This is a genomic window from Pseudarthrobacter sulfonivorans (assembly GCF_031454915.1).
Lineage (GTDB): Bacteria > Actinomycetota > Actinomycetes > Actinomycetales > Micrococcaceae > Arthrobacter > Arthrobacter sulfonivorans_C.
On the sequence record NZ_JAVDRS010000006.1, the window covers coordinates 232,274 to 246,699 of the forward strand.

Sequence of the window (14,426 nt, forward strand, 5' to 3'; positions counted from 1 at the left end):
CCGGGATCCCGCCGGGAATCCCTGCGAAGGGCGACGAAAGTCCAATGCCGCTCGGCCGCCGCGAACCTATGCTGGAGGAGTGAACACGTCCCAGCCCCTGCCGGATACGGCCGACGACGGCGCGAGCCCCGAAATGCGGACGGGTATCCAAAGTGCCGCTCCGGGCAGCCGCCGGTGGGCTGCGGTGTCAGGGGTTGTAGCCGCAGTCGGCGCGGTGGTGGCCGGGGAGTTGCTTTCCGGACTCCTGAGTCCATCGCTGTCGCCGCTCACTGCGGTGGGCGGGGCGGTGATTGACGCCGTTCCGCCAGGGGTTAAGGACTGGGCCGTTGCCTTGTTCGGCACCGCTGACAAAGCTGTGTTCCTGGCCGGGATGCTGCTGGTCATTGCGGCCGTCGGGGCCCTGGCCGGAGTCCTGGAACAGCCGAGGCGGTTTGCCGGTGCCGCCGTGATTGCTGCCTTTGGGCTCGTGGGGCTCGCTGCCGTCCTTACGCGCGCCCAGCTGACTCCCGGCGCCGTTCCAGTGCCCCTGGTGGCGGCCCTGGCCGGGGCCCTCCTGATTCGGTTCCTGATCCGCCGGCTCGACGATGAGGCGCCGGGTGACGCGGCGGGGACCGCGGGAGCGCAAAGCAGCGGGCGGCGCACCTTCCTGCAGAGCCTGGCCGCCGCTGCCGGCGTGACGGCCGTCGGCGGGATTATTGCCGGTGTCTGGCGCGGTGCAGCTTCCGGCATCAGCACTGCCCGCGAAAAACTGCAGCTGCCCGGCGCAGCATCTGGGGCGCCTGCGATTCCGGCAGGCGCAGAGGTAGGCGTGGACGGCATGCAGCCGCTGGTCACGCCAAACAGGGACTTCTACAGGATCGACACCGCGCTGATCGTTCCCGTCATCGACCCCGAAACCTGGACGCTCCGCGTGACCGGGTTGGTGGACCGCGAGATTGAACTAAACCTTGCCGATCTTCTGGCCAAACCCCTGATTGAACGGCACGTGACCATCGCTTGCGTCTCCAACGAAGTGGGCGGCGACCTGATCGGCAATGCCCGCTGGCTCGGCTGGCCCGTGCGGGAACTGCTGGCCCTGGCCGCCCCACGGCCCGGCGCTGACATGGTGCTGTCCCGGAGCTCCGACGGGTGGACTGCAGGCACACCGCTGGAGGTCCTCACCGACGACAGGGACGCCCTGTTGGCAGTGGGAATGAACGGGGAACCCTTGCCGCTGGAACACGGCTTCCCGGTCCGGATGATTGTGCCTGGCCTCTACGGTTACGTTTCCGCGACCAAATGGCTGACGGAGCTTCGGGTCACAAGGTTCGCCGACGACAAGGGTTATTGGACGCCTCGTGGCTGGTCCGAACGCGGCCCCATCAAGACGGCGTCGAGGATCGATGTGCCCCGCACTGGCCGGCGAGTCAGTGCCGGCACAGTGACATTCGGCGGTGTGGCCTGGTCGCAGCACACTGGCATCAGCAAAGTGGAGCTGCGAATAAACCGCGGTCCGTGGCAGCAGGCGGACCTCGCACCGGGGATCTCGCTGGACACGTGGTACCAGTGGCAGCTGGGCATCGAGTTGACGCCGGGCCAATACGAGGTGCAGGTCCGCGCCACCGACCTCAGCGGCAAACCGCAGGCTGAGGAACGCCGGCCCGTTGCGCCGGACGGAGCCACCGGCTTCCACACCATTAGAGTTGACGTGAATCCATGACGGCGCCCACCGAAGGCAGGACGATGCACAGCTCCCCGCACGAGCACGGCGGTGCCCCGCACCAGTCGCGGTCCGTTGCCAAACACCGGGCCGCCGTCGCCGAACTGCTGGCGCCGCTGCTGACTGAAAGCAAGGCGGAAACGCTCGCGTTGCGGGACGCCCTCGGCAAGGGCCTGGCCCAGGACATCACGGCGCCGCTTAGCCTGCCGCCGTTCGCCAACTCCCAAATGGACGGCTTCGCCATCAACAGTGCGGACGTGCCCGACGGCGGTGCGGAGCTCAGGGTGGTTGATCCCGTTCCGGCAGGTGCCACGCCCGCGGCCCTCGAGCACGGCTGCGCCGCCCCCATCATGACCGGGGCCATGATTCCTGCCGGTGCTGACGCCGTCGTGCCGGTGGAACGTGCCGTTCCGGATCGGTTCCCCACGCCGGGAGTGCCCAGTACTGTGCGGTTGCCCGCGACGGCTGCCGGCACCTTTATCCGCGCCGCCAGCAGTGACATTGCGGCAGGGGAGCGGGCGCTGGCAGCAGGAACCTTCCTCGGCCCGGCACAGCTCGGGTTGCTTGCCGCCCTGGGCATCGGCGAGGTGACGGTTCGCCGGTCACTGAAGGTCCTGCTGGCCACCACGGGCGATGAAGTGGTTGAACCAGGCCAGCCGCTGCCCGCCGGAAAGATCTACAACTCCAACGGAACCCTTCTCGAAAGTGCCATGCGCCAGGCTGGCCTGGCCGTGGTGCGCACTGCCATCGTCTCGGACCGTCCCGAAGAGCTTCGGGCACTGCTGCGAAGTCACGCTGGCACCGTTGACCTGATTGTCACCACCGGCGGGGTCAGCAAGGGAGCCTATGAAGTGGTCCGCCAGGCCATGGATGGCCAGGCCGCCGAGTTCGTCCACGTGGCGATGCAGCCCGGTGGCCCGCAGGGGATCGGAACGTTCGACGGCGTGCCGTTCCTGGGTTTCCCGGGTAACCCGGTGAGCTGCCTGGTGTCCTTCGAAATGTTCCTGCGGCCGGTGCTGTCCGAACTCTTTGGCTCGCCCGCTCCCCGGACCGCCATCCATGCGCGGCTGGCCCACAGCCTCACCTCGCCGGAACACAAACACCAGGTCCGCCGGGGGAGCTTCCAGGGCGATGGCACCGTCCGCCTGGAAGGGGGCGACAGTTCCCACCTTATGCATGCGCTCGCCGGCTCCAACGCGCTGGTGCACGTGCCGGCCGGGGTTCCGGCGCTCGCCGAGGGTGACGAGGTGGAAGTATGGATGTTGTGAATCCAGAACAGACCCCGCCGGCGCTGACCCACCTGCGCCAGGACGGCAGCGCCCAGATGGTGGACGTGTCAAACAAGGCAGAGACCACCCGGGAAGCCACCGCCACGGCCACCGTCCGAACTACAGGGGAAGTGCTGGGCCTGCTCGGCTCCGGCGGGCTGCCCAAGGGCGATGCCCTGGCGGTAGCGCGGGTCGCCGGGATCATGGCCGCAAAGAAGACCCCCGAACTCATCCCGCTGTGCCATCCGCTGCCCATTTCCAAAGTCACCGTAGACTTTGACCTCGGCGCCGATTCGGTGGACATCCTTGCCACAGTCAAGACCCGCGGCGTCACCGGAGTTGAAATGGAAGCGCTGACAGCGGCGTCAGTGGCCGCCTTAAGCGTTTACGACATGATCAAGGCGGTGGACAAGCACGCCGTGCTGACGGACATCAAAGTGCTGGCGAAAAGCGGCGGCAAGAGCGGGGACTGGACACTATGAGCGGCACCACCGAAAGTACCTTCACGCCTGAGCCGCACACGCACGGCGAGGTGCAGGGCCGGAAGGCCGGTGTTGTCATCGCCTCCACGCGGGCCGCGGCCGGCACCTACGACGACGAGACCGGCCCCGTGATAATCGACTGGCTCACCGAACACGGCTTCGAGGCCTACCCTGCCATGGTGGTCCCGGACGGCGAACCGGTGGGCGCGGCCATCCGCGCGCTCCTGACCCAGCACCCCGCCGTCGTCATCACCAGCGGCGGGACCGGACTCAGCCCGGACGACCGCACGCCCGACGTCACGCTGCCGCTGCTGGACCGGGAAATCCCGGGCATCATGGAGGCCATCAGGCGTGCCGGGGCGGCCAAAACGCCGCTCGCCGCGCTGAGCCGCGGCCATGCCGGAGCTGCCGGCAGGACTTTCATCATCAACCTGCCCGGTTCGCCGAAAGGCGTCATGGACGGACTGTCCGTCCTGGATCCCGTGATCGGGCATCTTTGCGACCAGCTGGAGGGTGGCCATGGGCACTGAATCAGTTTTCGAAGTAGTCCACGCAGTACTGAGTGCGGAGCCGATCTCCGTGGATCAGGCCATCGCCGCCGTCGAATCGGACACGGCCGGGGCCGTGGTCAGCTTCAGCGGAGTCGTCCGGAACCACGACGGCGGCAAATCAGTTGAGCGGCTCAGTTACAGTGCGCACCCCACGGCTCACCAGGTGATGGCCGACGTCGTCGCCACGCTGGTCGCCGAGCACTCAGAAGGCGGGTCCGCCAGTCAGCCGGTGCGCATCTGGGCTGCACACCGCATCGGCATGCTTGAGATTGGCGATCCTGCGCTGGTGTGCGCGGTTTCTGCTGCCCACCGCGGCCAGGCCTTTGCTGTGTGTTCGGAACTCGTGGACCGCATCAAGGAGCAGGTTCCCATCTGGAAGGAACAGTTCTTCGCCGACGGCACCGTTGAATGGGTGGGCGCGGGCGGCTGAACCGGCCAGCTGGTCTGTCTGCCCCGGCAAGTCTGTCTGCCACAGGGCGGGCCGGCGCCGGCGTACCCCGGATGGGAGCTGGCCATCCCTCTTCCGGACCCCGGCATGCGAGGTAACGCACGTCCGCAGGTTCCGTCCCGCGTCCGGCCCGACGGTAGGGTTAACGGCATGACCGAACAACACCCCGCTCCCAGCCGCGTGGCTGTCCTTGGCGCCAACGGGCGCATGGGCGCCGAGGCCGTCAAGGCCGTTGAAGCCGCCTCCGATATGACCCTCGTGGCCGCCCTGGGACGCGGCGACTCGCTGGACCAGCTGGCCTCCGCCGGAGCCGAATTCGTAGTGGACCTCACTGTTCCCGAGAGCACCGAAGCGAACGTACGCTTCGCCGTCGAGCACGGCATGCACGCCGTGGTGGGAACCACCGGGTGGGATTCATCCCGGCTCGCCGCCCTGGAAGCACTGCTCGCGAAGCACCCGGAAACGGGCGTGCTGATCGCCCCCAACTTCGCCCTCGGCTCGGTGCTGGCCTCGGCGTTCGCCGCCAAGGCTTCAAAGTACTTCGAGTCTGTGGAAATCATCGAACTGCACCACCCGGACAAAGTGGATGCGCCCTCCGGAACTGCCGTCCGCACCGCCCAGCTCATCGCTGCCGAGCGGGCCGCTGCGCAGGTTCCGGCCAGCCCTGACGCAACCACCAGCGAGCTCGCCGGCGCCCGGGGTTGCGACGTGGACGGAGTGCGCGTCCACAGCGTCAGGCTTCGCGGGCTCGTGGCCCACCAGGAAGTCCTGCTCGGCGGGCCGGGGGAGCAGCTGACGTTCCGGCACGATTCCTTTGACCGCGCCTCCTTTATGCCCGGCGTGCTGCTGGGTATCCGCAACGTTGCCGCGAACCCGGGCCTGACGGTGGGCCTGGACGGCTACCTGGACCTGGGAGTTTAGGCCGTGGGCGCGTTCCTGGCTGCCTTCCGGAAGAACCGCACCAAGATCTGGGTGGGTGCCGTCACACTCCTGCTGGTCTTCTATCTCGTGGTCTCCTTCCAGCGCTCCATCCTGCTGCTCATGGACAACAACATGGCGGCCAAAGCCATCGGCGCTGCGTACCTCGTGCTGCCGATCGTCGGGGCCTGGGCCCTGATCCGGGAGCTGATGTTCGGTGCCCGCACGGAACAGATGGCCCGGATCCTGGAAGCCGAGGGCGGACTGCCCGTGGACGAGCTCCCGCGCACCCCGGCCGGCCGGATCATCCGGGCGGCCGCTGACCAGGAATTCGAGAAGTACAAGGCCGAAGCTGAAGCCGCACCCGAGGACTGGCGCTCCTGGTTCCGCCTGAGCTGCGCCTACGACGCCGCCGGGGACCGTAAGCGCGCCCGCGCCTCCATGCGTGATGCCGGGCGTCTCTTCCGCGGGAACGTTCAGGCCAGCTGAAACCTGCTGCAGGTCACCTGACTTTCAAGTGGGTGGGGGCCTCTTCCGGAAAACGCCGGTTGAAGGCAACACGGGCCGCTTCCAGCTACCGCATTCTTCCAGCTAGCGCGGGCCGGGCTGCCCGCCTCGGCCCAGCTGGTTGGCGGCGTGGCCAAGCCATTCGAGCGGGCCACGCCATTTCAGCAGTACAAACACCATGCCTACAATGATGGCTGTGGCGGCGTGCGCAAAGTACATGCCGTCCTCCGTCCAGCCGGCCGGCAGCGGCTTCCGGTAGAAACCGGACACCACCCAGACGTGGGCCGAATAGAGCGTCAGCGTCATGGCACCCGCCCCGCGCAGCGGCAGCAGCAGGTCCAGGTCCACCCAGTCGGCCAGTCTGCCGAGCAGCAGGCACGCACCCACCACGGCCGCGGCCACTCCGGAGGTGTGCGCAAGGTCAAGGCTGGTGGCCGAATGCGGTGCAGCCGACGCCAGCCACCACCACGATCCTTCCTGCCGGATTCCGGTGAGGTTGACCTGGAGCACGCTGTGGAGCGGATAATCCGGGGCGTTCAACACGTCCTCCAGTGCTGCGCGGCCGCCCCAGTTCTCCATCGCGGCAGTTCCCAGTGCCTTGGCCAGGGCTGCCACTGCTGTGCCAAGGGTCAGCAACAGGACAGGAATCATCGCCTTGGTGAGTGCCAGCCGGCCTATGACCAGACCCACCAGCAAGTAGGCCAACCACTGGAACGCCGGGTAATAGCCGGTCAGGAAAAGGTCGCCCAGCAGGGGAAAAGGCGTCGTGAGGTCTTCCCAGGACGGGTTGTGCCCGAGGTGCAGCGGCGGGTTCGACGCCATGAGCCAGGGGCGGAGCAAGTAGGCGAGCACCGGTGAGGCCAGGATCCAGCCTGCCGCCCAGGCACAGAGCGCTTTGACCTTCAGGCCAAGGAACGGCAGGACACACACAAACAGCAGGGCGTAGTGGACCAGGATGATCGCGAGATTCACTTCCAGCCCGCCCAGTGAAAGGCCGACGGCGGCGATCACCAGCGCGCGCAGGGCGATGCCGCGGCGCGCGGCGTTCAGGGCAGTTCCTTCCAGCGGCACCTGCTTGCCGGTGGATAGCGCAAGCCCGACCCCGGCCAGCACGGCGAAGAGAGCTGCTGCCCGGCCGGAGAAGGTCAGGCCGATCCACGTGGGAGTGAGATCGGCATTGGCCTCGAACGTGGGCAGCAGATGCGTGGCCATCATGCCAAGGAGCGCGAGCCCCCTGGCTGCGTCAATGCCACGGAGGCGGCCCGCGGCCACGGAGGGGCGAGGCGCCCGCGAGGGTCTTGCTGTGGCTCGGGACGTCATGAGGCGATGTTCTCACACGAACCTGCAGAGCCCCCAGTCAAGATGACGGACGGGATGACGCAGCGCCCCTCGGGCGTCGGCTGCGGAACGCCCTCTTGTGTTCGAATATATGTTCGAATAATATGAGGCTATGCAGACCCCATTCCAGCCGCAACAGTTTCCGGAACTTCCAGCCGCAGGGGCCTCCCAGTGGTCCGCGCCGGACGGTGGCGGCGCGGGTCAGCCGGCAGGACTCATGAAGGCCATGAGCCCCGGGGTGGTCGACTTCCTCTTCCGCCAGTTGGTCGCCGGACGGCCCGCCGAGGATGTTCAGTGGCAGGACGAAGGCATCACGCTGACCGCGCAGCCAGCCGGAGCGGAGCTGGCACGCCGGCTGGCCGAAACCGATCTTGAAGCCCTCACACCCATCGAGCTGTTCCACTACGTCCGGGCAGCCCAGCGGTTGGCGGCATGGGCTGAGGAACTGAGGGAGGCGGCGGTGGGGAGGTATTGCCAGCCGGGCGAGGCGCAGGCCGGCAACCTTCATGGTGCGCGGCTGCAGGGTGGTCCCTAGGATGAAGGAGTGACCGAAGCCCTGACTGTATCCGCTGTCCAGTACCAGGCCCTGGATGGCGGGATCATGCCGAATGTCCACGAACACGTCCGGCTGATCGAGGACGCCGAATCGCACGGCGCCCGGCTGGTGGTCTTCCCGGAGTTGTCGCTGACCGGTTACAACCTGCCGCTGCTGGCTGCTGATGACGCCTGGCTTCGGCCCGCCGATCCACGGCTGGGTGATCTCCATGAAATCTGCCGCCGGACCGGGATTACCGCTGTGGCGGGGGCCGGCTACCGGGAGCCTGACGGCACGCCGCGGCTCGCGTGCCTCGCCATCCACCCGGACGGCACCACCGATTTCGGCTTCAAGACGCACCTTCACGGACCGGAGCAGGAACTCTTCACCGCCGGCGATGGTGCCGTGATCCTCGAAATGGATGGCTGGCAGGTCGCGCTGGCCATCTGCTCCGATGCGGCGGTTCCTGCCCACTCCACCGGGGCGGCGCTGGCTGGCGCCGATGTCTATGCGGTGTCGGCGGTCTACACCCTGGCCGAAGAACAGCGGCTCGCGCTGCACCTTGGAGCCCGGGCCATGGACAACCGCATGTTCGGCATCCTGGCGAACCTGGGCGGAACCACGCCGCTGGGCCCGTCCTGCGGACAGAGCGGATTCTGGGGGCCGGACGGTCTCCAAATGAAACACGCGGCCGGAACCGGCACCGAGGTGGTCACCGCAGTCCTGCAGCGGAGCGCCCTGCGGAAATTCCGCTGACGCCCGGCAGTGCTGCCCACAGGGCCTGGGGCCGCGGCCGGCACTCCCGGGGGCCACGCCACTCCGGGTCCTGCAGCCACCGCACTCCGCGTCCTGCGGGCACCGCGCGCTGCTCCTTCCGAGGCATCGGTAGAGCCTGTTTGACGCTTATCACGCCGCCGGCATTGTCCTAACCGGCTGCGGACAGGGTAACGTTTTTTCCATGCCTCACAAATCCGCCACCATTCCTGCCCTTGGTACGCTCCTGACCGCCATGGTCACGCCCTTCACCAAGGACGGTGCCGTGGACTACGGGCAGGCGGCCGAACTGGCCACCAAGCTCGTCGACGATGGCTGCGACGGACTGGTGGTCACCGGAACCACCGGTGAAACGTCCACCCTCTCGGACGAAGAAAACCTGGGCATGTTCCGCGCCGTCAAAGAGGCCGTGGGGGACCGTGCGGCCATCATCGCCGGCACCGGAACCAACGACACCGCGCACTCGGTGCGCCTCTCCCAGCAGGCGGCTGCCCTTGGCGTCGACGGCCTGCTGCTCGTCACGCCCTACTACAACAAGCCCAGCCAGGCCGGCGTCCGTGCACACTTCGAAACCGTCGCGTCCGCAACCGACGTGCCCGTTATGCTCTACGACATCCCGGGCCGCTCCTCCATCGCGATCGAGCCCGACACCATGATCCGCCTGGCCCAGCACCCGAACATCGTCGCGGTCAAGGACGCCAAAGCCGACTTCATGGCAGCCAGCCGCGTAATGGCCGAGACGGACCTGCACTTCTACTCCGGCGACGACGGACTGACCCTTCCCTGGATGTCCCTGGGCGCCGTCGGACTGGTGGGCGTCACCACCCACGTAGCTACCCGCCGCTTCCGGGACATGATCGACGCCATCAACGCGAACGATCTCGGAACCGCGCGGAAGATCAACTTCGAGCTGCTGCCCGTGGTCCGGGCAACGATGACCCGCGTCCAGGGGGCCGTTGCAGCCAAACAAATTCTTAAATGGCAGGGAGTCCTGCCCAACTCGATTGTCCGTTTGCCCCTCGTGGAGCCGGACGAAGCCGAGATCGAAACCATCCGCGAGGATTTGGCGGAAGCGGGGCTGGTCTTTTCCTGAGGGCTAAGACCGGCACCCTTCCGCCTGGAAAGTAGTGCACTATGACCCAAACTGCCCTTCCTGGCCTTGTCACGCCTCCACGCCTGCCGCAAGGCACCCTTCGGATCGTTCCGTTGGGCGGCCTGGGGGAGATCGGCCGCAACATGGCTGTCTTCGAAATCGAAGGCAAGCTGCTCATCGTCGACTGCGGCGTCCTCTTCCCCGAGGAAACCCAGCCCGGCGTTGACCTGATCCTGCCGGATTTCTCGTACATCGAGGACCGGATGGACGACATCGTGGCCGTTGTCCTGACCCACGGCCACGAGGACCACATCGGCGCCGTTCCCTACCTCCTGCGGCTCCGCGCCGACATCCCCCTGGTGGGCTCGCAGCTGACACTGGCCCTGATCGAGGCCAAGCTGCAGGAACACCGGATCCGTCCGTACACGCTGACGGTCGAAGAAGGCCAGGTCGAAAAGTTCGGCCCGTTCGAGTGCGAGTTCGTTGCGGTCAACCACTCCATCCCGGATGCCCTGGCAGTGTTCATCCGCACAGCCGGCGGCACCGTCCTGCACACAGGCGACTTCAAGATGGACCAGCTGCCGCTGGACGGCCGGATCACGGACCTCCGTCACTTTGCCAAGCTGGGCGAAGAGGGCGTTGACCTCTTTATGTCCGACTCCACGAACGCTGACGTGCCGGGCTTCACCACCGCCGAAAAGGAAATCGGCCCCACGCTGGAACGGCTCTTCGGCCAGGCCACCAAACGCATCATTGTGGCGTCCTTCTCCTCGCACGTCCACCGCGTCCAGCAGGTGCTGGACGCAGCGGCCAAGCATAACCGCAAGGTCGCATTCGTGGGCCGTTCCATGGTCCGCAACATGGCCATCGCCGCGAAGCTTGGCTACCTCGATGTTCCTGAGGGCCTCCTGGTGGACATCAAGAACATCGACAACCTGCCGGACAACCGCGTTGTGCTGATGTCCACGGGATCGCAGGGCGAACCGATGGCGGCCCTTTCCCGGATGGCCAACGGCGACCACCGGGTGGTGGTGGGAGATGGCGATACCGTCATCCTTGCCTCCAGCCTGATCCCGGGCAACGAGAACGCCGTGTTCCGCATCATCAACGGCCTGCTCAAGCTCGGCGCCGACGTTATTCACAAGGGCAACGCAAAGGTCCATGTCTCGGGCCACGCAGCCGCCGGCGAGCTGCTGTACTGCTACAACATCCTTGAACCGCTCAACGCAATGCCTGTGCACGGCGAGACCCGGCACCTGATCGCCAACGGCAAGATCGCCATCGAATCCGGCGTCCCGACCGCAAGCGTCATCCTGGCCGACAACGGCACCGTCATCGACCTCAAGGATCACCGCGCTGACGTGGTGGGCCAGGTTGAAGTGGGCTTTGTCTACGTGGATGGCTCCAGCGTCGGCGAAGTCACGGAAGCGGACCTGAAGGACCGTCAGACGCTCGGCGATGAAGGCTTCATCTCGATCATCACGGTCATCAACCGCACCACCGGCAAGGTGGTCTCGGGGCCGGAAATCCACGCCCGCGGCGTGGCCGAGGATGATGCGGTCTTCGACGAGATCATCCCGAAGATCAACGCCGCACTGGAAGAAGCAGTGCTGAACCGCACGGACCACACCACGCACCAGCTCCAGCAGGTGGTACGGCGTGTGGTGGGTACCTGGGTCAACCGCAAGCTGCGTCGCAAGCCCATGATCATCCCGGTGGTCCTCGAGGCATAACACCTCTGGACCTCACGGAATCTGAAAGGCCCGGTTCTTCGGAACCGGGCCTTTCCCTGTGCCCGGGCACCGCCGAAGGCGCCGCCCGACCGGCAACATAAACGCCCCGGAACGGCCGGAAATCCGCGGAAAACCGCCGCAGTTCAGGTACCGTGGCACGTATGGCCACTCGCACTACCCCCGCGCCCAAAGGCACTGCCCGAGGCACCAACACCGCCAAATCCGGCAGCTCCGCAGGCCGCGGTGCAGGCTCCTCCCGCACCAGCGGACGGGCCGGATCCTCCGCCGGTGCCGCGCGCACGCGCCAGCTTCCCGCCGTCGAGCAGCATCAGCCGTGGCTCCTGCGGGTAGTGGGCGGCGCGTGGCTGGGTGTCGGCCACCTGGTGGGCGGGGGAGTCCGGAGGATCGGCTCCGACGTCAGCGACCTGCCGGCCGAGGAGCGCCGTGACGGCGCAGCGCTGTTCAACCTCGCGCTGGGCGTTTTTGTCGCCACGTTCGCCTGGTGGGGCCTGACGGGATGGTTCCCGGACGCTGTCTACAGCGTGGTCAACGGCACCTTCGGATGGGTGTCCCTGCTGTTGCCGCTGATGCTTTTTGTCTGCGCTTTCCGGCTGTTCCGGCGGCCCGACGACGGCCGCGGAAACAACCGCGTGGGGATCGGCTTCCTCATCATGACGTTCGCGGGCTGCGGCCTGGCCCATGTTTTGGGCGGGCAGCCCACCGTTGCCCAGGGCTTCGACGGCCTCCGCCAGGCAGGCGGCATGCTCGGCTTCCTGGCAGCCTCACCGCTTGCCGCCATCCATGCGGTGGTGCCTGTTGTGCTGTATGGGTTGTTGGCCTTCATCTCACTGCTGATCATCACGGCCACGCCCTTCGGAGCCATCCCACGCCGGCTGCACGCCGCCTACGAACACCTGATGGGCGTCGACCTGCAGGAGCCCGGGGAGGCCGGCGACAGCCACGACCGCAGCTACCTTGAAGAATCGCGCGCCGCCGCGGCGCCGAAGAAGAAGAAACGGCGCTTCTTCGGCAAAGATGAAGAATCCGACGCCGGCCTGGAAGGTTATGTCGGCGACGAAGCCTTCGAGCACGCGGTCATCGATGATGATGACGATGCGGCAGACGGAAAGCCAGGGCGTGCACCGCGTCCCGCTCCGGGCGTGCGCCGCCCCACCCAGGCCGAAATCGCTGTCGAAAAGATCAAGGCCGCCCAAGGCCTCGGCACTGCCGTACACAGCCCGGCGGACAACGCCACCGAGGCCATTCCCCTGGTGACGCCCGGGATGGTCGCCGCGGGCTCGCTTAATCCCGTCGCCGTTCCGCAGGTTCCGGCCAAGCCTGTCACTCCGGTGCCGCTGCCCACGCCCATTCCGCAGCGGACCGAGCAGCTCTCCCTGGCCGGCGACGTCACTTACACCCTTCCGTCGTCGGACGTTCTGACCCCCGGTTCCATCCCCAAAGAACGCACCGAAGCCAACGACGCCATTGTGGCTTCACTGACCGAGACATTGAACCAGTTCAATGTGGACGCCCAGGTCACCGGCTTCAGCCGTGGGCCCACTGTGACCCGGTACGAAATTGAGCTGTCGCCGGGCACCAAGGTGGAGCGGGTCACCGCCCTGTCCAAAAACATCTCCTACGCCGTAGCCTCCAGCGACGTCCGCATCCTGAGCCCCATACCCGGCAAGTCCGCCATCGGCATCGAAATCCCCAACTCCGACCGTGAAACGGTCTCCCTGGGCGATGTCCTCCGCAGCCAGAACGCGCGCCGGACCGACCATCCCATGGTCATGGGCGTGGGCAAAGACGTCGAGGGCGGCTACGTTGTGGCCAACCTCGCGAAGATGCCCCACCTTCTCGTCGCGGGTGCCACCGGTGCCGGTAAGTCCTCGTTTGTGAACTCCATGATCACGTCCATCCTCATGCGGGCCACACCAGACGAGGTCCGCATGGTCATGGTGGACCCCAAGCGCGTGGAGCTGACCGCCTACGAGGGTGTGCCGCACCTGATCACGCCCATCATCACCAACCCGAAGAAGGCGGCAGAAGCCCTGCAGTGGGTGGTCCGGGAAATGGACGCCCGCTACGACGACCTCGCCAACTATGGGTTCAAGCACATCGATGATTTCAACAAGGCGGTGCGGGCCGGCAAGGTCCAGCCGCCAGTGGACTCCAAGCGCGTCATCCGGCCCTACCCGTACCTGCTGGTGATCGTTGACGAACTCGCCGACCTGATGATGGTGGCCCCCCGCGACGTCGAAGACTCCATCGTCCGCATCACCCAGCTGGCCCGTGCGGCAGGCATCCACCTGGTCCTCGCCACCCAGCGGCCCTCCGTGGACGTCGTCACCGGCCTCATCAAAGCCAACGTGCCCTCCCGCATGGCCTTCGCCACCTCCTCAGTCACCGACTCCCGGGTGGTCCTTGACCAGCCCGGCGCCGAGAAACTTATCGGCCAGGGCGATGCCCTCTTCCTGCCGATGGGCGCCTCCAAAGCCATGCGCGTCCAGGGCGCGTGGGTCACCGAGTCCGAAATCCACAAGGTGGTGGAACACGTCAAGGGCCAGCTGAAGGCCGACTACCGCGACGACGTTGCCCCCGAGGCGCAGAAGAAGCAGATTGACGACGACATCGGGGACGATCTCGAAGTGCTGCTGCAGGCCACCGAACTGGTGGTCACCACCCAGTTCGGTTCGACGTCGATGCTGCAGCGCAAGCTCCGCGTGGGCTTCGCCAAGGCCGGGCGACTCATGGACCTCCTCGAGTCCAGGGGAGTGGTTGGCCCCTCGGAGGGTTCCAAGGCGCGCGACGTGCTGGTCAAACCCGACGATCTGGCTGCCGTGCTGGCGGCCATGAAGGGCCAGGACGCCCCGGCTGTTGCGGATTCCCAGACTGCAGCGCTCAGCGATAATGCCAACGCCAATATCGCCCAGGGCGGCTACGCGGAGGACCTCGTGCAGGCGGACCTGGACCAGCGCAGCCAGAACGTTGAATACTTCGACGGAGCAGACACCAGCTCCAACGGCGAGGATGAAGACGGATCCGAGGACGCCTGGTCACTCACCGGACGGTAGCCTAGA

At 66.7% G+C, this 14,426-nt stretch carries 13 protein-coding genes; 12 read left to right on the forward strand and 1 reads right to left on the reverse strand.

Features of this window, described 5'->3' with window-relative positions:
* The first annotated feature begins 133 nt into the window (after nt 1-133).
* The 7 genes from J2808_RS14970 (at nt 134) to J2808_RS15000 (ending at nt 5,855) form a co-directional block, all read left to right on the forward strand.
* The gene (locus tag J2808_RS14970) at nt 134-1,699 is read left to right on the forward strand and encodes a molybdopterin-dependent oxidoreductase (RefSeq protein ID WP_309818336.1); all 1,566 of its coding nucleotides are present in this window, start codon (nt 134-136) and stop codon (nt 1,697-1,699) included.
* Between the two features lie 23 nt (nt 1,700-1,722).
* Nucleotides 1,723-2,967 (forward strand): molybdopterin molybdotransferase MoeA, encoded by a 1,245-nt coding sequence (locus tag J2808_RS14975; protein WP_309818337.1) that lies wholly within the window; start codon nt 1,723-1,725, stop codon nt 2,965-2,967.
* Nucleotides 2,955-3,449 (forward strand): cyclic pyranopterin monophosphate synthase MoaC, encoded by a 495-nt coding sequence (gene moaC, locus J2808_RS14980; RefSeq protein ID WP_309818111.1) that lies wholly within the window; start codon nt 2,955-2,957, stop codon nt 3,447-3,449. The genes J2808_RS14975 and moaC overlap by 13 nt, the downstream gene beginning before the upstream one ends.
* A complete protein-coding gene (locus tag J2808_RS14985) occupies nt 3,446-3,979 on the forward strand; it encodes a MogA/MoaB family molybdenum cofactor biosynthesis protein (protein WP_309818113.1) in 534 nt (177 codons plus the stop codon). The genes moaC and J2808_RS14985 overlap by 4 nt, the downstream gene beginning before the upstream one ends.
* Complete coding sequence (locus J2808_RS14990; protein WP_309818115.1) at nt 3,969-4,430, forward strand: molybdenum cofactor biosynthesis protein MoaE; 462 nt, start codon at nt 3,969-3,971, stop codon at nt 4,428-4,430. Before J2808_RS14985 ends, J2808_RS14990 begins: the two co-directional genes overlap by 11 nt.
* Nucleotides 4,431-4,598: 168 nt before the next feature.
* Nucleotides 4,599-5,369 (forward strand): 4-hydroxy-tetrahydrodipicolinate reductase, encoded by a 771-nt coding sequence (gene dapB, locus J2808_RS14995; RefSeq protein ID WP_309818117.1) that lies wholly within the window; start codon nt 4,599-4,601, stop codon nt 5,367-5,369.
* Nucleotides 5,370-5,372: 3 nt separating this feature from the next.
* Nucleotides 5,373-5,855, forward strand: coding sequence for a hypothetical protein (locus J2808_RS15000; protein ID WP_309818118.1), 483 nt, complete (start codon nt 5,373-5,375; stop codon nt 5,853-5,855).
* Between the two features lie 102 nt (nt 5,856-5,957).
* Here the strand turns inward: J2808_RS15000 and J2808_RS15005 are convergent, their stop codons facing one another.
* On the reverse strand, nt 5,958-7,193 hold the full coding sequence (locus J2808_RS15005) for a heparan-alpha-glucosaminide N-acetyltransferase domain-containing protein (protein WP_309818120.1): 1,236 nt from the start codon (nt 7,191-7,193) through the stop codon (nt 5,958-5,960).
* Between the two features lie 130 nt (nt 7,194-7,323).
* Between J2808_RS15005 and J2808_RS15010 the strand changes: the two genes are divergently transcribed.
* The 5 genes from J2808_RS15010 (at nt 7,324) to J2808_RS15030 (ending at nt 14,420) form a co-directional block, all read left to right on the forward strand.
* Nucleotides 7,324-7,746, forward strand: coding sequence for a hypothetical protein (locus J2808_RS15010; RefSeq protein WP_309818123.1), 423 nt, complete (start codon nt 7,324-7,326; stop codon nt 7,744-7,746).
* Between the two features lie 9 nt (nt 7,747-7,755).
* Complete coding sequence (locus tag J2808_RS15015; RefSeq protein ID WP_309818125.1) at nt 7,756-8,502, forward strand: carbon-nitrogen hydrolase family protein; 747 nt, start codon at nt 7,756-7,758, stop codon at nt 8,500-8,502.
* Between the two features lie 202 nt (nt 8,503-8,704).
* Nucleotides 8,705-9,613 carry a 4-hydroxy-tetrahydrodipicolinate synthase gene (dapA, locus tag J2808_RS15020; protein WP_309818128.1) on the forward strand — a complete coding sequence of 303 codons (909 nt, stop codon included), beginning with the start codon at nt 8,705-8,707 and terminating at the stop codon, nt 9,611-9,613.
* Between the two features lie 41 nt (nt 9,614-9,654).
* Nucleotides 9,655-11,346 (forward strand): ribonuclease J, encoded by a 1,692-nt coding sequence (locus J2808_RS15025; protein WP_309818130.1) that lies wholly within the window; start codon nt 9,655-9,657, stop codon nt 11,344-11,346.
* A gap of 161 nt (nt 11,347-11,507) precedes the next feature.
* Nucleotides 11,508-14,420, forward strand: coding sequence for an FtsK/SpoIIIE family DNA translocase (locus J2808_RS15030; RefSeq protein ID WP_309818132.1), 2,913 nt, complete (start codon nt 11,508-11,510; stop codon nt 14,418-14,420).
* Nucleotides 14,421-14,426: the final 6 nt, after the last annotated feature.